We start from the raw sequence: 19805 nt of genomic DNA, 5'->3' as shown, positions 1-19805 counted from the left end.
GCGTTGGATAAGGCGCTATTGTACGCGGTCGAGATCGACGGGCCGGCGCGATCGGCGCGCCGGGCCGTCGTCTGTCGTCGCGTCATCTCGCCTCGCGTCCCGCTTTGGCCGGCGACGCCCGCCGGCATGCGGACACCGTTGAGCTCGCCGCGCCAGCCGGGCCTGTCAGGCGCCGGCTCCCGCGGCCGTTCCCGCCGAAGGACAGGGCGGCACGGCCGGCGCCGCGGCCGGTCTGGCCGAAGACGAAGGCCGGCCCGTCGTGTTCGTGGAAGCGACGGCAGTTGCCGCCATCGCGCGCACGCCCATCGCGATCTGTGCCGACACTTCCGCGAGCGCGCGCCGATGTCCATCGACGAGCGCGTCGTACCCGCCGCCAACCGTCTCGCGGACCACGCTGCGACAGGTCATCACCGCATTGCTGCGCACGGCCCGCACGCTCCACACCGCATCGATCAACACATGCGTGCCGGGCCACGACTCGAAGCGCTGCACGTTCATGGCGATCCGGTAGACGGCCGCGTCGTCGGGGTGCGCGGTGCCGAACGTATCGATGGTGCCGAGCTGCTGCGTCAGATTCGTCGACAGCGCGCGGCGGATTTCATCGCCGGGCAGCGACGCCCAACGCTCCTGTTCGAGCAACTGCACCTGAGTCGGCCCGGTCTGCACGACCAGCTGATTTCTGGCCACCTGCGGCGGCACGTTGACCGGCGCGACTTCGATCAGCCAGGCAGGCGCGGCGCTCGTGCGCGCGACGGCCGGCGCGGCGCCGTTCGCGGCGGTGCTGGCGCTATCCGCGCCACCCAGCGTATAGAAACGGCTCGACGGCGACGAGCACGCCGCGATGGCGAGAGCCGCAGCCAGTGCGGTGCCGTACGCGACGCCGCGTACGAGCGCGCGCGGCGGACGGGGGAGCCGGGCAAACATCATGGTTTATCTCCTGATTTACCGCGCAACAGCGATTCGGGATGACGCTCGAGGTAGTCCGACAGCGCGTTCAGCGACTGCAACGTGCGCGTCAGTTCCTGCAACGCCTGATGAACGTCGGACTGCATCGGCGAATCCTGCTGCAAGGTTGCCTGGGCCGAACTGAAGGTCTGCTTCGCGGCCGTCAGCGTGTCGCGCGCCTGCGGCACGACTTCCTTGTCGAGACGCGAGAACAGCTGGTCGGCGTTCTTCAGCGCGGTGTTCAGATTCGCGCCGATCTGGTCGAACGGCACCTTGTCGAGCTTCTTCGCGATGTCGGCGACCTGCAGCTGCAATTCGTCGAGCGTGTTCGGAATGGTCGGCAGCTCGAGCGGATCGGTCGTCACGTCGACCTTGGCCGGCGGCGCTTTCGGGAAGATATCGAGCGCCACGTACAGCTGGCTCGTGATCAGGTTGCCGGTGCGCAACTGGCCGCGCAGGCCGTGCCTGACGAGTTCCTGCATCAGGTTCTCGCCGGCGAGCGTGCCCGGCTGCGGCGAGCTCTCGCGGAAGCGCTTGCCGAGGCGGTCCGGGTACACGTTCATCGTGACCGGCATCGTGAAGCTCTGCGTCTTCGGATCGTAGTCGATGCCGATATTGGTCACCTGGCCGAGCACGATGCCGCGGAAATCGACCGGCGCGCCGATCGACAGCCCGCGCAGCGACTGGTTGAAGTTCATCACGACGCGCAAGGGCACGCCGTCCGGTTCGCGCATCGCGTCCGCTTCGTCCGAGCCGAGGCGGAAGGTCTGGTTGTTCGGCGCCTGCGGGCCCATGTTCTGGCCGGGCGGCGACTGGAAAGACAGACCGCCGACGATCACCGTCGCGAGCGACTGCGTATTCAGCTTGAAGCCGCTCGAATCGAGCCGCAGATCGACGCCGCTCGCATGCCACCAGCGCGTATTGGTGCCGACGTACTGGTCGAACGGCGCCGACACGAACACCCGCATCGTCACGCCGGTGCCGTCCCTGTCGAGCGAGAAGCCGACCACCTGACCGACCTGCACGCGCCGGTAGAAGATCGGCGAGCCGATGTCGATCGAGCCGAGCGAATCGCCGTGCAGCGTGTACTGGTGGCCTTTCTGGTCGCCGGTGATGGGCGGCGGCGTTTCGAGGCCGACGAAGTTGCTCTCGCTTTCGGTCGAGCGGCCCGCGTCGGCGCCGATGTACGAGCCCGACAGCAGCGTGGTCAGACCCGACACGCCGCTCGCGCCGATGCGCGGACGCACCACCCAGAAGCGCGAGTCCTTGACCGCGAACTTTCCGCCTTCCTTGGTGAGCTGCACCTGCACGAGCACGTGCGACAGATCCGGCGACAGCGTGATCGTCTTCACCGCGCCCACGTCGACGTCCTTGTACTTGACCTTGGTCTTGCCCGGCTCGAGGCCTTCCGCGCTGATGAAGCTGATCGTGATCACGGGTCCGCGCTCGGTCACCGACCTGATCACGAGCGCGATGCCGATCAGCGCGGCGATCAGCGGAATCACCCAGACGAGCGACGGCAGCCAGCGGCTGCGTGGCTCGATCTCGGGGTCGGGCAGTTGGGGCGGCAGTCTGGGTCCGTTCGAATCGTTGCGCGGCGCGTCATCGGAGGCGGGCGTCGGTCCTTGCGGGCTAGTCATGGTCGAGATCCTGAGGTGTTGGGGTACGGCTTTCCACGGGGTCCCAGATGAGGCGTGGATCGAATTGCATGGAGGCCAGCATCGTCAGGATCACGACCGAGCCGAACGCGATCGCGCCCGGCCCGGCCGTGATCTCGGCCAACGATTTGAAACGCACGAGCGCCACGGTGAGCGTGACGACGAACACGTCGAGCATCGACCAGCGGCCGATCCGCTCGACCATCCGGTACAGCGTCGTGCGCTGTTGCGGACGCCAGCGCGAGCGGCGCTGCGCGGTGGCGGTGAGCAGCACGAGCACCGAGAGCTTCAGCATCGGCACCAGGATGCTGGCGATGAATACGATCATCGCGAGCGGCCAGTCGCCGGAGGTCCAGAAATAGACGACGCCGCTCATGATGGTGTCGTCCTCGGAGCCGAGCAGCGACGACGTGTGCATCACCGGCAGCAGGTTCGCCGGGATATACAGCAGCGCCGCGGCGATCAGCAGTGCCCATGTGCGCATCAGGCTGTCGGGGTTGCGCGAGTGCAGATGCGCGCCGCAGCGGCCGCAGTGCTGCGGCGTGACCGAGCGGATGCACGGTTCGACGCGCCCGCACGAATGGCAGGACAGCAGGCCCGCGCGTTTCGCGGTGACGTATTTCATCGCGGGCTCATCCTTCGCGCGGCGTGGGCGGCAAGCCGGGCGGGGTGCCGTCCGCCGTGCTGTTGGTTGCGCCACCAGCGCTGCCGCTGGTCGAGCCCGCGACGCGCGCGGACGGCGACGGCGGACCGGCGAGCGAGCCGACCGCGACCGCCGCGCTGTCGGCCGACGTGCGCGGCAACGGCCGCTCGCCGCTCGCGTCGATCTCGTCGGCGACATCCCACAGCACGCGCGGATCGAATGTGACGACGACCGCGAACATCAGCGTCAGCGCGCCGAACGCGAACAGCGCCGCCTCGGGAATCACGCGCGCGAGGCTCACCATCTTCACGATCGTGATCAGCACGCCGAGCATGAACACTTCGATCATGCCCCACGGCCGCACAAACTGGATCGCGCGCAGCACGCGATTGAAGTGCGCGGGCACGTAGCCGGCGCGTAGCGGCACCAGCACGTACAGCAGCGCGACGAGTTCGGTGAACGGAAAGAGGATCGTCGAGCAGAACACCATCACGGCGACGATCTGCATGTCCTCGCCCCACAGCGCGACGAGCGCGCCGAACAGCGTAGTCTGTGACGTGATGCCGTTGGTTTCGAGTTCGACGATCGGAAAGCCCTGCGCGATCACGAACGTGATCAGCGCGGCGAGCGTCAGTGCGCAGATCGCGTCGAGCTTGCGCGAGACGCCGCGATAGAGCGTCGCGCCGCAGCGCGGACAACGCGCGGCGACGCGCCCGACAAGCCGTGGCTTGCGGAACAGCGTATCGCATTCATGGCACGCGATCAGGTTGTCATGTTCCATGCGGCAGATGGGCTAACGACGTAGTGGCGGCGTGCAAGGCCTGCTCGTTACGAGGGGTCGGAGGGCGGTGAGCAGCAATAGTACCAAACGCGGCCTCGTGACCGACGCGGGCCGCGCGCGGCGCGGGGCGTGGCGCCGTCCCCCGCGCGCTGGTCCGGGCCTGAGATGGCGTCGCTTCGGGGCTTTCGGTCCCCGAATCGTTCAACGCAAGGGCGGTGACGCGGCGCCCTGGGGCCATTGCAGCGCAAAATTCGGGCCCGTTCCGCCGACGCGCTCCAGCCAGCTTTTCGCGCTTGGGGTAGCATGGCGCCCGTGGCATGCCCGGTGGCCTTTTGTGGCGATGATGTCCGCCGCATCGGCCGCGCACGCCGCGCCGATGCGCGGCGGCGATCGCGGAATAGCTGGCCGCGGCGCGCCGTTAACTTCTAACTGCCTGCGTTGATCTGTCATGACACTCAATCCATCGTTCGGTACCCGGGAGTCGTACACGCGGACCGCCATCGCGTTTCACTGGCTGATCGCACTGCTGATCGTCTGCGGCTTTGCGCTCGGCTGGGTGATGACCGACATCCCGGGCTTCACGCCCACCAAGCTGCGCTATTTCTCGTGGCACAAATGGATCGGCGTGACCGTGTTCGCGCTCGCGATCGTGCGCATCCTGTGGCGCGCGACCCACGCCTCGCCGCCGATGCCGCGCCGCATGCCCACCTGGCAGCGTGGCGCCGCGCATCTCACACATCTGTTGCTGTACGTGCTGATGATCGTGATTCCCGTGTCCGGCTATCTGTATAGCTCGGCGGCGAACGTGCCGGTCGTCTACCTCGGGCTGATTCCGCTGCCGCGGATCATCGCGCCCGATCCGCACCTGAAGGAAGTGCTGAAGAACCTGCACATCGCGTTGAATTACACGTTGCTCGTGCTGGTCGCGCTACACACCGCGGCGGCGCTCAAGCATCAATGGCTCGATCGCGACGGCCTGCTGTCGCGCATGATCCCCTTCCTCAAATAAGGACAACCATGAAGGGTTCGTTTTATCGCTACATGCTGGCCGCGTTCGCGGCGGCGTCGCTGAGCGCCGCGGGCGCGGCGCTCGCGCAGGTCGACGTTGCGAAGAGTTCGGTGACGGCTACCTCGAAGCAGATGAACGTGCCGGTCGAAGGCAAGTTCAACAAGTTCACGGCGCAGGTCAGCTTCGATCCGGCCAAACCGACGGCCGGCAGCGCGCAGCTCAACATCGACGTCGCCAGCTACGATCTCGGCGACGAGAGCTACAACGAGCAGGTGCGCGGCAAGGAATGGTTCGACGCGAAGACCTTTCCGAGCGCGACGTTCGTGTCGAGCGCGATCGCGCCGGCCGGCGGCAACCAGTTCAAGGTGACCGGTAAGCTGACCATCAAGGGCAAGTCGGAGACGGTCGCGGTGCCGGTCACGGTCGGCCAGCAGGGCGCGATGCAGACCTTCGACGGCGCGCTGCCGATCAAGCGCTCGCAGTTCGACATCGGCACCGGCGAATGGAAGGACACATCGGTCGTCGCCGACGAGGTCGTGATCAAGTTTCATATCGTCGCCGCGCGCAAGTAACGCGCTCGGCGCTCGCGAGGTCCGCCGCGCCACATGGGGCGCGGCCGCTTTCCCACCGCAGGTTGCACCGCGATTTTCAACGCAATACAGGAGCACGAATTGAAATCGTCCATATTGATCGCTGTTGGCGCGCTGGCTTCGTCGCTATCGCTCGGCGCCTTCGCCGCCGATACCTATCTGCTTGATCCGATGCATACGTTTCCGAGCTTCGAGGCCGACCACTTTGGCGGTCTGTCGATCTGGCGCGGCAAATTCACGAAGACCACGGGAACGGTGACGCTCGATCGCGCGGCCAAAACCGGCACCGTCGACGTCACCGTCGATCCCGCTTCGGTGCAGACCGGTAACCCGAAGCTCGACGATCACCTGAGGGCCGCCGAGTTCTTCGACGTCGAGAAGTATCCGACCGTGACCTACAAGGGCACCGAGATCAAGTTCGACGGCGACAAGCCCGTCGAGGTGATCGGCACGCTGACGATTCGCGGCATCACGAAGCCGGTGAATCTGAAGATCGATTCGTTCAAGTGCATGCAGCACCCGGTCCTCAAGCGCGAAGTCTGCGGCGTCGAGGCGAGCACCGAATTCAATCGCGCCGATTACGGCATGGACTTCGGCGCGAAGTACGGCTTCAGCATGCAGACGCGCCTGCATATCCAGTCGGAAGGTATTAAGCAGCAGTAGGCGCGCCGCTGTTGCGATTCGATCCGCGCTGCGCTGCAATACGAAAACCGCTTTGGTCGTTCACCGACGAAGCGGTTTTTTGTCGCCCGTTGCAAACGCCTCGGCCATGGTGGCGCGCCTCGGCCATTTGTCGCTCGCATCGCCTTTATTTTTTCAGTTAAATAGAGCGCAAGCAGTCATGCCGGTGCTGCGCGTTGCCGGGATGGCCTGGGCGGACGTTATGCGTTCGTGTCGATAAATATTTCGCGCAGTACAGGAGATCTGGATGAATGCAACGACAGCAGCAAGCGTCGCGGGAGGCCGGCAGAATTCGTGGCGCGCGGTGGTGGCCGCCTCGATCGGCAACGCGCTCGAATGGTTCGATCTCGTGGTGTACGGCTTTTTCGCCGTGACCATCTCCAAGCTGTTTTTTCCGGTCGGCAACGAGACCGTATCGCTGCTGCTCACGCTCGGCACGTTCGGCGTGTCATTCTTCATGCGGCCGCTCGGCGCGATCGTGATCGGCGCGTACTCGGACCGCGCCGGGCGCAAGGGGGCGCTCACGCTTTCCATCCTGCTGATGATGAGCGGCACGCTGATCATCGCGATTTTGCCGACCTACCAGAGCATCGGTCTCGCCGCGCCGCTGATCCTCGTGCTCGCGCGGCTGATGCAAGGCTTCTCGGCCGGCGGCGAATTCGGCAGCGCGACTGCGTTTCTCGCCGAGCACGTGCCGGGCCGGCGCGGCTTCTACGCGAGCTGGCAGATGGCGAGCCAGGGTCTGACGACGCTGCTCGCGGCCGGTTTCGGCGCGTTGCTGACCGGCCAGCTGTCGCCGGAACAGATGGCATCGTGGGGCTGGCGCGTGCCGTTCTTCTTCGGTCTGCTGATCGGGCCCGTCGCGTTCTACATCCGCACCAGGCTCGACGAGACGCCCGAATTCCTCGCCGCCGAAACGACGCAGACGCCGCTGCGCGATACGTTCGCGACGCAGAAGCTGCGGCTCGTGATCGCGATGGGCGTGGTGATCCTCGGGACCGTGTCCGCGTATCTGATGCTGTTCATGCCGACCTATGGCGTGCGGCAACTGGGGCTCGCGCCGTCGGTCGCGTTCTCGGCGATCGCGGTGACGGGTCTGATCCAGATGGTGTTCTCGCCGGTGGCCGGGCATTGGTCGGACCTGCATGGACGCACACGCATCATGCTGGGCGCGGCCGTGCTGCTGTTCGTGCTCGTCTATCCGGCGTTCGCGTTCCTGATCGCGCATCCGAGCTTCGGCACGCTGATCGTGTGGCAGATCGTGTTCGGTTTTCTCGTCAGCGGCTACTTCGGCGCGACGCCGGGACTGCTGTCGGAGATATTCCCGGTGCAGACGCGCACGACCGGCATGTCGCTCGCGTATAACATCGCGGTGACGATCTTCGGCGGCTTCGGGCCGTTCATCATCGCGTGGCTGATCAGCGCGACCGGTTCGAAGGCAGCGCCGAGCTACTACGTGATGTTTGCCGCGCTGCTCAGCATCGCGGCGCTGATCGGCGCACGGCGCAAGCTGGGGTTCCGCTAGGAACGAGGCGGTAACGACGGCGTACGTCAACGCAAAAGGCCGGTTCGACAGAACCGGCCTTTTTCATTCCGCGCATCCTCAGCGGTTACGCGCGCATCAAACCTGGGCGCCCGCGTTCGGATCGTCCGGATCGACGCGTTCCTTCTTGTCCTTGATCAGGTCTTCGCGCTTGACGCCGAACCACATGGCAAGAGCCGCGGCGACGAACACCGACGAGTAGATACCGAACAGAATACCGACCGTCAGCGCGAGCGCGAAGTAGTGCAGCGTCGGGCCGCCGAACAGGAACATCGACAGCACCATCATCTGCGTACAGCCGTGCGTGATGACGGTTCGCGACATCGTGCTGGTGATTGCGTGGTTGATCACTTCGATCACGGTCATCTTGCGTTCGCGGCGGAAGGTTTCGCGAATCCGGTCGAAGATAACGACCGACTCGTTGACCGAATAGCCGAGCACCGCGAGCACCGCGGCCAGCACCGACAGCGAGAACTCCCACTGGAAGAACGCGAAGAAGCCGAGAATGATGACGACGTCGTGCAGGTTGGCGATCACGCCGGCGATCGCGTACTTCCATTCGAAGCGGAACGACAGGTAGATCACGATGCCGGCCACCACGCAGGCGAGTGCGAGCAGACCGTCGGTGGCGAGCTCCTTGCCGACCTGCGGACCGACGAACTCGACGCGCTGCAACTGCACTTCCGGCGTGTCGGCCTTCAGCGCGCCCATCACCTGGTCGCTCTGCTGCGCGGACGTGTAGCCCGTCTTCAGCGGCAGACGGATCAGTACGTCGCGCGAGGTGCCGAAGTTCTGCACCTGCGCGTCGGCATAGCCGAGCTTGCCGAGCGTGTTACGCACCGGGTCGAGCGGCACCGCGCCCGGATACTGCACCTCGATCACGGTACCGCCGGTGAATTCCACCGACAGATGCAGCCCGCGATGCACGAGGAAGAACACGGCGGCGAGGAAGGTGATCAGCGAGATCGCGTTGAAGATCAACGCGCGCTGCATGAACGGAATGTCTTTACGGAAACGGAAAAATTCCATGGTCTTGTTCTCCGGGACTCAGCGGGATGAACCCGGTTTTTGCCGCGTCGAGTCATTCGACGTCGGCGTGCCCGGCGCATTGCGGCGACGCACGGTCGGTTTCGAGCGACCCTGCGCGCCGGCCGCGGCCGGTGCCTTCGAGCTTGCCTTCGCTTTCGCCTTCGCCTTCGCCGTGGCGATGGCCTGCGCGGTGTCGGTCGCGGCGTCGCTGCCGCCGAGGGTGTTGCCGGCATACGCGGCCGAGCCTGCCGCCGCCGTTTGCGGACGCCACACCTGGCCGATCGACAGCGACTTCAGCTTCTTCTTGCCGCCGTACCAGAAGTTGACCAGGCCGCGCGAGAAGAACACCGCCGAGAACATCGACGTCAGAATGCCGATACAGTGGACGATCGCGAAGCCGCGCACCGGACCGGAGCCGAACGCGAGCAGCGCGAGGCCGGCGATCAGCGTGGTCACGTTCGAGTCGAGAATCGTCGCCCATGCATGCGCGTAGCCGTTCTGGATGGCCAGTTGCGGCGGCGCGCCGTGGCGCAGTTCCTCGCGCACGCGCTCGTTGATCAGCACGTTCGCGTCGATCGCCATACCGAGCGCGAGCGCGATAGCGGCGATACCCGGCAGCGTGAGCGTGGCCTGCAGCATCGACAGCACCGCGACCAGCAGCAGCAGGTTCACGGAAAGGCCGATCATCGAGATCACGCCGAACAGCATGTAGTACGCGCTCATGAATACGGCGATGGCCGCGAAGCCCCACACGACCGAGTGGAAGCCCTTCTTGATGTTGTCGGCGCCGAGGCTCGGGCCGATCGTGCGTTCCTCGATGATTTCCATCGGCGCGGCGAGCGAACCGGCGCGCAGCAGCAGCGCGAGGTCGGCGGCCGCTTGCGGGGTCGGCTGGCCGGTGATCTGGAAGCGGTCGCCCAGTTCCGACTGAATCGTCGCGACGGTCAGCACTTCGCCCTTGCCGTGCTCGAACAGCACCATCGCCATTGGCTTGCCGATGTTGTCACGCGATACCGCGCGCACCGCGCGGCCGCCGGCCGAGTCGAGACGGATATTGACCGTCGGACGCTGATGCTCGTCGAAGCCCGCCGACGCGTCGATGATGCGGTCGCCGGTGAAGATCACCTGCTTGCGCAGCAGCACCGGCGTCTGGTTGCCTTGCGTGAAGAGTTCATCGCCCGGCGGCACCGGCTCGTTCGGGTTCGGATGCGTGTTGACCGGATCGGCGAGGCGCGCTTCGAGCGTCGCCGTACGGCCGATGATGTCCTTCGCCTTCGCGGTGTCCTGCACGCCCGGCAGCTCGACGACGATGCGGTCCGTGCCCTGTTGCTGGATCACCGGCTCGGCCACGCCGAGTTCGTTCACGCGGTTATGCAGCGTCGTGATGTTCTGCTTGAGCGCGGCCTCCTGCACCTCGCGCTGCACGGCCGGCGTAAAGGTGCCGACGAGCTGCACGCCGCCGTCCGCCCCGGTGTTCGGCTGCGACGCCCACTGAAGTTCGCTGACGCTGCGGCTGAGCAGCTTGAGTGCCGCGTCCGCCGTGGCCTGGTCGGCCAGATTCACCACCACCGACTGGTTCACGCGATTCACGCCGCCGTCGCGCACGTTGTTGTCGCGCAGGAGCGTGCGCACGTCCGAGGCGTCCGAGTCGAGCTTCTTGTTCAGCGCGCCGGCCATGTCGACCTGCAGCAGGAAGTGCACACCGCCGCGCAGGTCGAGACCGAGGTACATCGGCAGCGCGCGCAGCGCGGTCATCCAGGTCGGCGACGCGCTTTGCAGGTTCAGTGCGACGACGTACTGCGGATCGTTCGGGTCGCTATTGAGCGACTTCTGCAGCAGGTCTTTCACGCGCAACTGCGTGTCCGTGTTCGTCAGGCGCACGCGGATGTTCGCGTTGTTCTGCGAGTTGTCGAACGTGATTGCGGTCGGCTTGATGTGATTGGCCGCGAGCGCGGCTTCGATCGACGCTAGCGTGGCGGCGTCGAGTCTGACCGTGGCCTTGCCGCTCGACACCTGCACCGCCGGCGCTTCGCCGTACAGATTGGGCAGCGTGTACACGAGGCCGATGACCAGAGCCACCAGCATCACGGCGTATTTCCAGAGGGGGTAGCGATTCATGAGTGGTCCAACGGGAAGGTTGGCTTGGATGCGATGCGTCCGGCGATGAGCGCGGGCCGTTCAGCGAACTGCCTGAACCGCCGGCGAGGCCGCACCGGACGCGGGGAGTGCAGGCCTTACAGCGACTTGATCGTGCCCTTCGGGAGAATTGTCGTGACCGACGCCTTTTGCACGGTGACTTCCGTGCCTTCCGAGATTTCGATGCCGACGTAGGCTTCGCCCACCTTCGTCACCTTGCCGACGATGCCGCCGTTCGTCACGACTTCATCGCCCCTGGCCATCGCTGCGAGCATGGTGCGATGTTCCTTCTGACGCTTCATTTGCGGGCGAATCATGATGAAGTACAGTACGCCGAACATCAGGATCAGCGGCAGGAAGCTCATCAGGTTCGATTCGATACCACCTGCTGCTGCGCCTTGCGCGAAGGCATTGGAAATGAACGACACGTTGGTCTCTCCGTTATCAGTCAAACGATCAAAAAAATCAGCCGATTATTCTACCACCGGCCACACGCGCGCCGGCGCGGCGAATCGGCTTTGCGATCAACCGTTTAAAGGTCCGATTCGGGGCAAATTCAGCGGCCGGTGAAAGTAAATTGTAAGTTGTCCGCGTGCGGCATGCGCAATCCATGTGGCGGGCCGTCAGGACGACGGTTCGACGCCGCGCGCGCGGTCTTCGTGGAAACGCTTGCGGAATGTCTCGAACAGTTTCGCCTCGATCGCATCGCGCATTTCCTGCATCAGTTCCAGGTAGTAATGCAGGTTGTGGATCGTGTTCAGCTGCGCGCCGAGAATTTCGCCGACGCGATGCAGATGGTGCAGATAGCCGCGCGTGAAGTTGCGGCAGGTGTAGCAGCCGCATTGCTCGTCGAGCGGGCGCAGCGAGTTCCTGTGCGTCGCGTTGCGGATCTTGATGTCGCCGAAACGCGTGAAGAGCCAGCCGTTGCGCGCGTTGCGCGTGGGCATCACGCAGTCGAACATGTCGACGCCGGCCGCGACGCCGGCCACCAGGTCTTCCGGCGTGCCGACGCCCATGAGGTAGTGCGGCTTGTCGGCCGGCAGCTTCGGGCCGATGTGGTTCAGGATCCGCATCATGTCTTCCTTCGGCTCGCCGACCGACAGACCGCCGATCGCGAGGCCGTGGAAGTTCTTCTGCGCGAGGCCGGCGAGCGACTCGTCGCGCAGATCCTCGAACATGCCGCCCTGCACGATGCCGAATAGTGCATTCGGATTGCCGAGGCGCTCGAATTCGTCGATCGAGCGTTGCGCCCAGCGCATCGACATGCGCATCGATTCGGCGGCTTCCTTGTGCGAGGTCGGGATGTTGTCGGTCGCGTACGGCGTGCATTCGTCGAACTGCATCACGATGTCCGAGTTCAGCACCTTCTGGATCTGCATCGACACTTCCGGCGACAGGAATAGCCGGTCGCCGTTGATCGGCGACGCGAACGTGACGCCGTCCTCGGTGATCTTGCGCAGATCGCCGAGCGAGAACACCTGGAAGCCGCCCGAGTCGGTCAGGATCGGCTTCTTCCAGCCCATGAAGCGGTGCAGGCCGCCGTGCGCCTCGATGGTTTCGAGGCCGGGTCGCAGCCACAGGTGAAACGTATTGCCGAGGATGATCTGCGCGTGCATTTCGTCGAGCTCGCGCGGCTGGACCGCCTTCACGGTGCCGTAGGTGCCGACCGGCATGAAGATCGGCGTCTCCACCACGCCGTGGTTGAGCGTGACGCGGCCGCGGCGCGCGAGGCCGTCGGTGCCGAGCAGTTCGAATCTGAGGCCGTTCTGCGGGCGCTCATGGGCAGGCTGTTGCAAGGGATGACCAAGGGTCATGGGGATCACTCCTGGGCGACCGGAAAACAGTCCGGCGCAATCAATGAAAACCGCCACGAGGGATCGCGGCGGCTAGAAAAACTGCCGATACGCTGAAGCAGTGCTCGAACCGGCTCATGCATCGCGCCGCGTAAGCAGCATCGCGTCACCGTAGCTGAAAAAACGATAGCGCTCGTCGATCGCATGACGGTACGCGGCGCGAATCGTCTCGACGCCCGCGAACGCCGACACCAGCATCAGCAGCGTAGATTTCGGCAAATGGAAGTTCGTGACCAGCCGGTCGACCACGCGGAACCGGTAGCCCGGCGTGATGAAGATGTCGGTTTCCGCGCTCGCCGCGCCGAGCGGATGGCCGGCGGCTTCGGCGTCGCGCGCGGCGGCTTCGAGCGCGCGCATCGACGTCGTGCCGACCGCGATCACGCGGTTGCCGCGCGCTTTGGTCGCGGCGATCTTGTCCGCGAGCGCTTGCGGCAGGTGATACCACTCGCTGTGCATCTTGTGCTCGGCGATGTTTTCGACGCGCACCGGCTGAAACGTGCCCGCGCCGACGTGCAGCGTCAGCGTCGCGCGGTCGATGCCGAGGGCGTCGAGGCGGGCGAGCAGCGTGTCGTCGAAGTGCAGGCCGGCGGTCGGCGCGGCGACCGCGCCCGGGTTCTGCGCGAATACGGTCTGATAGCGGGTTTCGTCGGTCGCGTCGGGGTCGTGCTCGATGTACGGCGGCAGCGGCAGACGGCCGTACTGCTCGATCATCGTCAGACAGTCGTCGGGGAAATGCAGCGTGTAGAACTGATCGACGCGCTCGCCGACGGTGACGTCGAACGCATCCGCGAGACGGATCGTCGTGCCCGCCTGCGGGCTCTTGCTCGCCCGGATCTGCGCGAGCGCGCTGCGCTCGCCGGTCAGGCGCTCGACCAGCACTTCGATCTTGCCGCCGCTCGACTTCTGGCCGAAGAAGCGCGCCTTCAGCACTTTGGTATCGTTGAAGACGAGCAGATCGCCCGGCGCGAGGCACTCGGGCAGTTCGGTGAAGCGGCGGTCGATCAGGCGCGCGGCGCCGTCGGCGGCGCCGTCGGCGGCGCCTGCGGCGTCCACGTCGAGCAGACGGCTTGCGCTGCGCTCGGGCAGCGCGACTTGCGCGATCAGCTCGGGCGGCAGATCGAAATCGAAATCGGAAAGCGTAAACATGCGAACGACTGGAAGCGGGTTGGGACTGATTTGGGACTGAATTGAGCCGAAGCCGGAGCCGGGCGGCTATGATGGCGGGACGCCGAAGCGGCCCGCGCGCTTTGTGCCGCATCCTGCCTACGCTGGACGCGCGAAGGGCGGCACGACTTCTTTTCGACAGCACCCGATATTGTACTTGCGAAGCAGCCTATGCCTTTGTCCGACCGCCGATCGTCCGTTGCCACCCTCGAAGCGGGCGCCGAACCGCGGCGCCGCGGTGCGCGGGCGGAGGCGGGGGAGCGGGATGCGGCGCAAGCGGGCGCACAAGGCGGCATGATGGCCGCTGGCCACGATCTCGGGCGCGACGGTGACAAGCCCGGCGGCCACGCGGGCGACCCGCCGGATCAATTCGCCGCCGACCACGCGAGCGACGACAAACCCGCCGCCAAAACCAAAGGCGCGGCAAAAGCCGCCGCCAAAGCCCCGGTCAAAACCGCCGACAAGCTCGCCAAACTCGGCCTCACACGCGACATCGACCTCGTGCTGCATCTGCCGATGCGCTACGAAGACGAAACCTCGCTGACGCCGATCGGTCACTTGCTGCCCGGCGGCATCGCGCAAACCGAAGGCGTGGTGTTCGACAATGAGATCGCCTATCGCCCGCGCCGGCAGCTGCTCGTGAAGCTGCGCGACGCCGACGGCGACGAACTCGTGCTGCGCTTTCTGAATTTCTACGGCTCGCAGGTCAAGCAGATGGCGCCCGGCGCGCGCCTGCGCGTGCGCGGCGACGTGCGGGGCGGCTTCTTCGGCATGGAGATGGTGCATCCGAGCGTGCGCGTCGTCGATGAAGACACGCCGCTGCCGCAGGCGCTGACGCCGGTCTATCCGAGCACCGCGGGCGTGTCGCAGGCGTATCTGCGCAAGGCGATCGACAACGCGCTCGCGCGCACGTCGCTGCCGGAGCTGCTGCCCGCGCCGGTCGCGCGCGCGTTTCTCGAACCGCTCGGCGTGCCGGCGCTGATGGACGCGGTGCGCACGCTGCATCATCCGGGCCCGCAGTCGGACGAAACGGCCCTGATCGACGGCACGCATCCGGCCTGGGTGCGCATCAAGTTCGAGGAGCTGCTCGCGCAGCAGATGTCGCTGAAGCGCGCGCACGACGAGCGGCGCACGCGCGCCGCGCCGGCCATGCCGCGCCGCAAGCTCGGCGACGAGTCGGCGCTGGTCGCGCGGCTGCTGAAGGCGCTGCCATTTTCGCTGACGGCCGCGCAGCAGCGCGTCGGCGGCGAGATCGCACTCGATCTGACGCAGCCGCATCCGATGCAGCGGCTGTTGCAGGGCGACGTCGGCAGCGGCAAGACGATCGTCGCGGCGCTCGCCGCCGCGCAGGCGATCGACGCCGGCTACCAGGCCGCGCTGATGGCGCCGACCGAAATTCTCGCCGAGCAGCACGCGCGCAAATTGCGCGGCTGGCTCGAGCCGCTCGGCGTGAGTGTCGCGTGGCTCGCGGGCAGTCTGAAGACGAAGGAGAAGCGCGCCGCGATCGAAGCGGCCGCGCTCGGCACCGCGCAACTCGTGATCGGCACGCACGCGATCATTCAGGACGCGGTCGAGTTCGCGCGCCTCGGACTCGTGATCGTCGACGAGCAGCATCGCTTCGGCGTCGCGCAACGGCTCGCGTTGCGCGCGAAGGCGCAGGGCGCCGCCGACGGCGCGGCCGACTTCCAGCCGCATCAACTCATGATGTCGGCGACGCCGATTCCGCGCACGCTCGCCATGACCTACTACGCGGACCTCGACGTCTCCACGATCGACGAACTGCCGCCCGGCCGCACCCCGATCCTCACGAAGCTCGTGTCCGATGCGCGCCGCGAAGAGGTGATCGGCCGCGTGCGCGAGGCGGCGTTGACGGGGCGCCAGGTGTACTGGGTGTGTCCGCTGATCGAGGAAAGCGAGACCCTGCAGTTGCAAACCGCGGTCGAGACCTACGAGACGCTGGTGGCCGCGCTGCCCGAGCTGAAGGTCGGGCTGGTGCACGGGCGCCTCGCGCCCGCCGAAAAGGCCACGGTGATGGACGCGTTCTCGCGCAACGAGATCCAGCTGCTGGTCGCGACCACGGTGATCGAAGTCGGCGTCGACGTGCCGAACGCATCGTTGATGGTGATCGAGCATGCGGAGCGCTTCGGTCTCGCGCAGCTGCATCAGTTGCGCGGACGCGTGGGGCGCGGCAGCGCCGCGTCGGTCTGCGTGCTGCTCTACACCGGACCGCTGTCGATGACCGCCCGCGCGCGCCTGCAAACGATGCGCGAAACCACCGACGGCTTCGAGATTGCCCGCCGCGACCTCGAAATCCGCGGGCCTGGCGAGTTCCTCGGCGCGCGGCAGTCTGGCGCCGCGATGCTGCGTTTCGCCGACCTGCAGAACGATCAGCACCTCATCGAGCCGGCGCGCGAAGCTGCCGCGACGTTGCTCGACCAATATCCGGACGTGGTCATTCAGCATCTGGCGCGCTGGCTCGGCGCGCGCGAGCAGTATCTGAAGGCCTGAGCGCCGTCCCCGCCGCAAGCACAACGGCTAAAAAGTTGGCGAACCGACCCTATAGGTGTATAACTAGAACCTATCGAATCCATCAGACTGATTGATCCCCGAATGACGCTCACCGAATTGAAATACATCGTGGCGGTGGCCCGCGAGCGGCACTTCGGCCGTGCCGCCGAAGCGTGTTTCGTCAGCCAGCCCACGCTGTCCGTCGCCATCAAGAAGCTCGAAGACGAGCTGAACGTGCAGATTTTCGAGCGCGGAACCAGCGAGGTCAGCGTGACGCCGATCGGCGAACAGATCGTTACGCAGGCGCAACGCGTGCTCGAGCAGACGCTCGCGATCAAGGAAATCGCCAAGCAGGGCAAGGACCCGCTGCTCGGTCCGCTGCGCCTCGGCGTGATCTACACCATCGGACCGTACCTGCTGCCGACGCTCGTCAAGCAGATGATCCGGCGCGTGCCGCAAATGCCGCTGATGCTGCAGGAAAACTACACGCTGAAGCTGATCGAGCTGCTCAAGCAGGGCGAAATCGACGTGGCGATCATGGCGCTGCCGTTTCCCGAAACCGGGCTGATGCTGCGTCCGCTGTACGACGAGCCGTTCGTCGTCGCGCTGCCGTCCGGCCACGCATGGGAAAGCCGCCCGAAGATCGACCCCGACGACCTGAAGCAGGAAACCATGCTGCTGCTCGGCAGCGGGCACTGCTTCCGCGATCACGTGCTCGGCGTGTGTCCCGAGCTGATGCGCTTTTCGCAGAACGCCGACGGCATCCAGAAGACCTTCGAGGGCTCGTCGCTCGAAACGATTCGTCATATGGTCGCCAGCGGCGTCGGCATTACCGTGCTGCCGCGCATGTCGGTGTACGAGGTCAAGCCACATGCGGGCGGTATCGACGCGGGCCTGCTCAGCTATGTCGCGTTCGACGAGCCGGTGCCCGATCGCCGCGTCGTGCTGGCATGGCGCAAGAGCTTCACGCGCATGCCCGCGATCGACGCGATCTGTGACGCAATCGCCGCGTGCGACCTGCCGGGCGTCAAAAAGCTCGATCTGCCCGCCGCCGTCAACTGACTCGCCAGCATCCGCAGCCGCGCCGGACACCGGTGCGGCCTGCCGCAAAAAGGGCCCAAGCCCTATCTAATAGATTAAATTAATCAAATAAGAATATTCGATAGATGTTGCTATAGTTTCCTCCACGGATCGCCCGATCCCTTTATTCGATAAGGCTCAGCGCCCGGACTCCGAGTCGGGGCGCGAGACAAGCCAGGAGGAAAACACCATGCACGCGCTTTCACAGCCCATCCACGCTTTTCCCGCGCAACCGGCCACGACGGCCGTCGCGCCGAGTATCCGTACGGTCGCCGTGTCGTTGCTGGCCGACCGGGTGCTGGCCGCCTGACGTGCCTACCCGTGACGGCGTCCGTCGCGCACGGATGCCGCATGCTTTGCCCCCGATTCGATAGAAACCACGCAGGAGTGTCCATGTCCGAACGTAAGCTCACCAATGCCGCCGGCGCGCCCGTCGCCGATAACCAGAACTCGATGACCGCCGGCCCGCGTGGCCCCGTGGTGCTGCAGGACGTCTGGCTGCTCGAAAAGCTCGCGCACTTCGATCGCGAAGTGATTCCCGAGCGGCGCGTTCACGCGAAGGGTTCGGGCGCGTTCGGCACGCTGACGGTGACGCACGACATTTCGCGCTACACGAAGGCGAAGGTATTCGCGCAGGTCGGCCAGGAAACGCCGCTGTTCATGCGCTTTTCGACGGTGGCCGGCGAGCGTGGCGCGGCCGACGCCGAGCGCGACGTGCGCGGCTTCTCGATCAAGTTCTACACCGAAGAAGGCAACTGGGACGTGGTCGGCAACAACACGCCGGTGTTCTTCATTCGCGATCCGCTCAAGTTTCCGGACTTCATTCATACGCAGAAGCGTGATCCGTACACGAATCTGCGCAGCAACGTCGCCGCGTGGGACTTCTGGTCGAGTCATCCGGAGTCGCTGCATCAGGTGACGATTCTGATGAGCGATCGCGGCATTCCGAAGAACTACCGGCAGATGCACGGCTTCGGCTCGCACACGTACTCGTTCATCAACGCGAGCAACGAGCGTTTCTGGGTCAAGTTCCACTTCAAGTCGCTGCAAGGCATCGAGAACTTCACCGACGCCGATGCCGCGCAGGTAGTCGCCAATGACCGCGAAAGCGCGCAGCGCGATCTGGTGAACAGCATCGACGCGGGCAACTTTCCGAAGTGGCGCTTCGCAATTCAGGTGATGCCGGAAGCGGATGCGGCGAACTACCGCTTCAATCCGTTCGACATCACGAAGGTGTGGTCGCAGAAGGACTATCCGCTGATCGACGTCGGCACGCTCGAACTGAATCGCAACGCGGCGAACTATTTCGCGGACGTCGAGCAGGCGGCGTTCACGCCGGCGAACGTAGTGCCGGGCATCGGATTTTCGCCGGACCGTCTGTTGCAGGGGCGGCTGTTCTCGTACGGCGATACGCAGCGTTACCGGCTCGGCATCAATCATCACCAGATCCCGGTGAATGCGCCGCGCGTGCCGAACCCGCATTCGTTTCATCGCGATGGCGCGATGCGCACCGACGGCAATCGCGGCGGCAATGTGAATTACGAGCCGAATCGCTTCGGCGACTTCGTGCAGGACGCGAACGCGTCCGAGCCGCCGCTCGCGGCGGGCGCGGTCGCGCGTTACGAGCATCGCGAGGACGACGACTACTACACGCAGCCGCGCATGTTGTTCGCGCTGTTCGACGACGCGCAACGTGAGCGTCTGTTCGGCAATATCGCGCGACATATCGACGGCGTGCCGCAGGAGATCGTTGCGCGTCAGATCGAGCATTTCCGCCGCGCCGATCCGGCTTACGCGGAGGGTGTGATCGCGGCGCTCGCCGCGTTGCGGGAAGGCAGGAACCGCTAGGCGTCATAGACGCGGCGGATGGTAAAGCAGTGGCAAAGCATTGGCAAAGTCATCGACGGCGCGGCGCATTGCTGCGGTCCGTCACGAGACGAACCCGGAGTACGATCATGATTCGGATGATGATGGCGAGCATTGGCGGTCGGGCCGCCGCGCCGAGCATGCAGGCGCAATGGCAGGCGCAATGGCAGGCGTTGATGTTTCGCAAGGCGCTGGGCTTTGCGATCGTCGCGAGCGGCTTTGCGGTAATCGCCGCGCAGGCGTTGCAACACGCGCTGGGCGGCTGAGCGCCGTACCGCCAGAATGGCTGCGCAGCAAGGCTCTCGGGCACGCGTTGCGC

The 19805-nt window shown here is 65.6% G+C and carries 17 protein-coding genes; 8 read left to right on the top strand and 9 right to left on the bottom strand.

Going from position 1 to position 19805, the window contains the following annotated elements; genetic code table 11:
• Positions 1-165: 165 nt before the first annotated feature.
• The 4 genes from HWY30_RS20350 to HWY30_RS20335 are packed head-to-tail and all read right to left on the bottom strand — an operon-like array spanning position 166 to position 4027.
• Positions 166-927 carry a PqiC family protein gene (locus HWY30_RS20350; RefSeq protein ID WP_090803063.1) on the bottom strand — a complete coding sequence of 254 codons (762 nt, stop codon included), beginning with the start codon at positions 925-927 and terminating at the stop codon, positions 166-168.
• Positions 924-2585, bottom strand: a complete 1662-nt coding sequence (locus HWY30_RS20345; protein ID WP_090803064.1) for a PqiB family protein — start codon at positions 2583-2585, stop codon at positions 924-926. The genes HWY30_RS20350 and HWY30_RS20345 overlap by 4 nt, the downstream gene beginning before the upstream one ends.
• Entirely contained in the window at positions 2578-3228 is a 651-nt protein-coding gene (locus HWY30_RS20340; protein WP_090803066.1) for a paraquat-inducible protein A, read from the bottom strand. Before HWY30_RS20340 ends, HWY30_RS20345 begins: the two co-directional genes overlap by 8 nt.
• A 7-nt stretch (positions 3229-3235) precedes the next feature.
• Positions 3236-4027, bottom strand: a complete 792-nt coding sequence (locus HWY30_RS20335; RefSeq protein WP_090803068.1) for a paraquat-inducible protein A — start codon at positions 4025-4027, stop codon at positions 3236-3238.
• Positions 4028-4475: 448 nt separating this feature from the next.
• Between HWY30_RS20335 and HWY30_RS20330 the strand changes: the two genes are divergently transcribed.
• The 4 genes from HWY30_RS20330 to HWY30_RS20315 all read left to right on the top strand — a co-directional run bounded on the left by HWY30_RS20330 (position 4476) and on the right by HWY30_RS20315 (position 7832).
• Positions 4476-5036, top strand: a complete 561-nt coding sequence (locus HWY30_RS20330) for a cytochrome b (RefSeq protein WP_090803069.1) — start codon at positions 4476-4478, stop codon at positions 5034-5036.
• 8 nt (positions 5037-5044) lie between these two features.
• The gene (locus HWY30_RS20325) at positions 5045-5608 is read left to right on the top strand and encodes a YceI family protein (RefSeq protein WP_090803071.1); all 564 of its coding nucleotides are present in this window, start codon (positions 5045-5047) and stop codon (positions 5606-5608) included.
• Between the two features lie 111 nt (positions 5609-5719).
• The gene (locus HWY30_RS20320; protein WP_090805592.1) at positions 5720-6289 is read left to right on the top strand and encodes a YceI family protein; all 570 of its coding nucleotides are present in this window, start codon (positions 5720-5722) and stop codon (positions 6287-6289) included.
• A 265-nt stretch (positions 6290-6554) separates the two neighbouring features.
• Positions 6555-7832 carry an MFS transporter gene (locus tag HWY30_RS20315; protein WP_090803073.1) on the top strand — a complete coding sequence of 426 codons (1278 nt, stop codon included), beginning with the start codon at positions 6555-6557 and terminating at the stop codon, positions 7830-7832.
• A gap of 96 nt (positions 7833-7928) precedes the next feature.
• Here HWY30_RS20315 and secF read toward each other — a convergent pair whose 3' ends face one another.
• The 5 genes from secF to queA form a co-directional block, all read right to left on the bottom strand.
• Complete coding sequence (gene secF, locus HWY30_RS20310; RefSeq protein WP_090803074.1) at positions 7929-8879, bottom strand: protein translocase subunit SecF; 951 nt, start codon at positions 8877-8879, stop codon at positions 7929-7931.
• Between the two features lie 18 nt (positions 8880-8897).
• A complete protein-coding gene (gene secD / locus HWY30_RS20305; protein WP_090803076.1) occupies positions 8898-10997 on the bottom strand; it encodes a protein translocase subunit SecD in 2100 nt (699 codons plus the stop codon).
• 116 nt (positions 10998-11113) lie between these two features.
• Positions 11114-11443 carry a preprotein translocase subunit YajC gene (gene yajC / locus HWY30_RS20300; RefSeq protein WP_090803078.1) on the bottom strand — a complete coding sequence of 110 codons (330 nt, stop codon included), beginning with the start codon at positions 11441-11443 and terminating at the stop codon, positions 11114-11116.
• A 195-nt stretch (positions 11444-11638) separates the two neighbouring features.
• A complete protein-coding gene (gene tgt / locus HWY30_RS20295) occupies positions 11639-12829 on the bottom strand; it encodes a tRNA guanosine(34) transglycosylase Tgt (protein WP_090803080.1) in 1191 nt (396 codons plus the stop codon).
• Between the two features lie 114 nt (positions 12830-12943).
• Complete coding sequence (queA, locus tag HWY30_RS20290; RefSeq protein WP_090803081.1) at positions 12944-14014, bottom strand: tRNA preQ1(34) S-adenosylmethionine ribosyltransferase-isomerase QueA; 1071 nt, start codon at positions 14012-14014, stop codon at positions 12944-12946.
• 189 nt (positions 14015-14203) lie between these two features.
• Between queA and recG the strand changes: the two genes are divergently transcribed.
• From recG to HWY30_RS20270, 4 genes are all read left to right on the top strand, one after another.
• Positions 14204-16540, top strand: coding sequence for an ATP-dependent DNA helicase RecG (recG, locus tag HWY30_RS20285; protein ID WP_090803083.1), 2337 nt, complete (start codon positions 14204-14206; stop codon positions 16538-16540).
• Positions 16541-16642: 102 nt separating this feature from the next.
• Positions 16643-17602 carry a LysR substrate-binding domain-containing protein gene (locus tag HWY30_RS20280; RefSeq protein WP_090803085.1) on the top strand — a complete coding sequence of 320 codons (960 nt, stop codon included), beginning with the start codon at positions 16643-16645 and terminating at the stop codon, positions 17600-17602.
• Positions 17603-18013: 411 nt separating this feature from the next.
• A complete protein-coding gene (locus HWY30_RS20275) occupies positions 18014-19468 on the top strand; it encodes a catalase (RefSeq protein ID WP_090803086.1) in 1455 nt (484 codons plus the stop codon).
• A gap of 107 nt (positions 19469-19575) precedes the next feature.
• Positions 19576-19752, top strand: coding sequence for a hypothetical protein (locus HWY30_RS20270; RefSeq protein ID WP_167368619.1), 177 nt, complete (start codon positions 19576-19578; stop codon positions 19750-19752).
• The last annotated feature ends 53 nt before the right edge of the window (positions 19753-19805 follow it).

Origin of the sequence: Paraburkholderia tuberum STM678 (assembly GCF_902833905.1) — a bacterium.
GTDB lineage: Bacteria > Pseudomonadota > Gammaproteobacteria > Burkholderiales > Burkholderiaceae > Paraburkholderia > Paraburkholderia tuberum.
Note: the sequence above shows the minus strand (reverse complement) of the source record. Positions and strands in the feature narration are given on the sequence as shown.

Coding starts and splice junctions, on each gene's coding strand:
- HWY30_RS20350 (WP_090803063.1), bottom strand. CDS start 927: ATGATGTTTGCCCGGCTCCCCCGTCCGCCGCGCGCGCTCGTACGCGGC.
- HWY30_RS20345 (WP_090803064.1), bottom strand. CDS start 2,585: ATGACTAGCCCGCAAGGACCGACGCCCGCCTCCGATGACGCGCCGCGC.
- HWY30_RS20340 (WP_090803066.1), bottom strand. CDS start 3,228: ATGAAATACGTCACCGCGAAACGCGCGGGCCTGCTGTCCTGCCATTCG.
- HWY30_RS20335 (WP_090803068.1), bottom strand. CDS start 4,027: ATGGAACATGACAACCTGATCGCGTGCCATGAATGCGATACGCTGTTC.
- HWY30_RS20330 (WP_090803069.1), top strand. CDS start 4,476: ATGACACTCAATCCATCGTTCGGTACCCGGGAGTCGTACACGCGGACC.
- HWY30_RS20325 (WP_090803071.1), top strand. CDS start 5,045: ATGAAGGGTTCGTTTTATCGCTACATGCTGGCCGCGTTCGCGGCGGCG.
- HWY30_RS20315 (WP_090803073.1), top strand. CDS start 6,555: ATGAATGCAACGACAGCAGCAAGCGTCGCGGGAGGCCGGCAGAATTCG.
- secF (WP_090803074.1), bottom strand. CDS start 8,879: ATGGAATTTTTCCGTTTCCGTAAAGACATTCCGTTCATGCAGCGCGCG.
- secD (WP_090803076.1), bottom strand. CDS start 10,997: ATGAATCGCTACCCCCTCTGGAAATACGCCGTGATGCTGGTGGCTCTG.
- tgt (WP_090803080.1), bottom strand. CDS start 12,829: ATGACCCTTGGTCATCCCTTGCAACAGCCTGCCCATGAGCGCCCGCAG.
- queA (WP_090803081.1), bottom strand. CDS start 14,014: ATGTTTACGCTTTCCGATTTCGATTTCGATCTGCCGCCCGAGCTGATC.
- recG (WP_090803083.1), top strand. CDS start 14,204: ATGCCTTTGTCCGACCGCCGATCGTCCGTTGCCACCCTCGAAGCGGGC.
- HWY30_RS20280 (WP_090803085.1), top strand. CDS start 16,643: ATGACGCTCACCGAATTGAAATACATCGTGGCGGTGGCCCGCGAGCGG.
- HWY30_RS20275 (WP_090803086.1), top strand. CDS start 18,014: ATGTCCGAACGTAAGCTCACCAATGCCGCCGGCGCGCCCGTCGCCGAT.
- HWY30_RS20270 (WP_167368619.1), top strand. CDS start 19,576: ATGATTCGGATGATGATGGCGAGCATTGGCGGTCGGGCCGCCGCGCCG.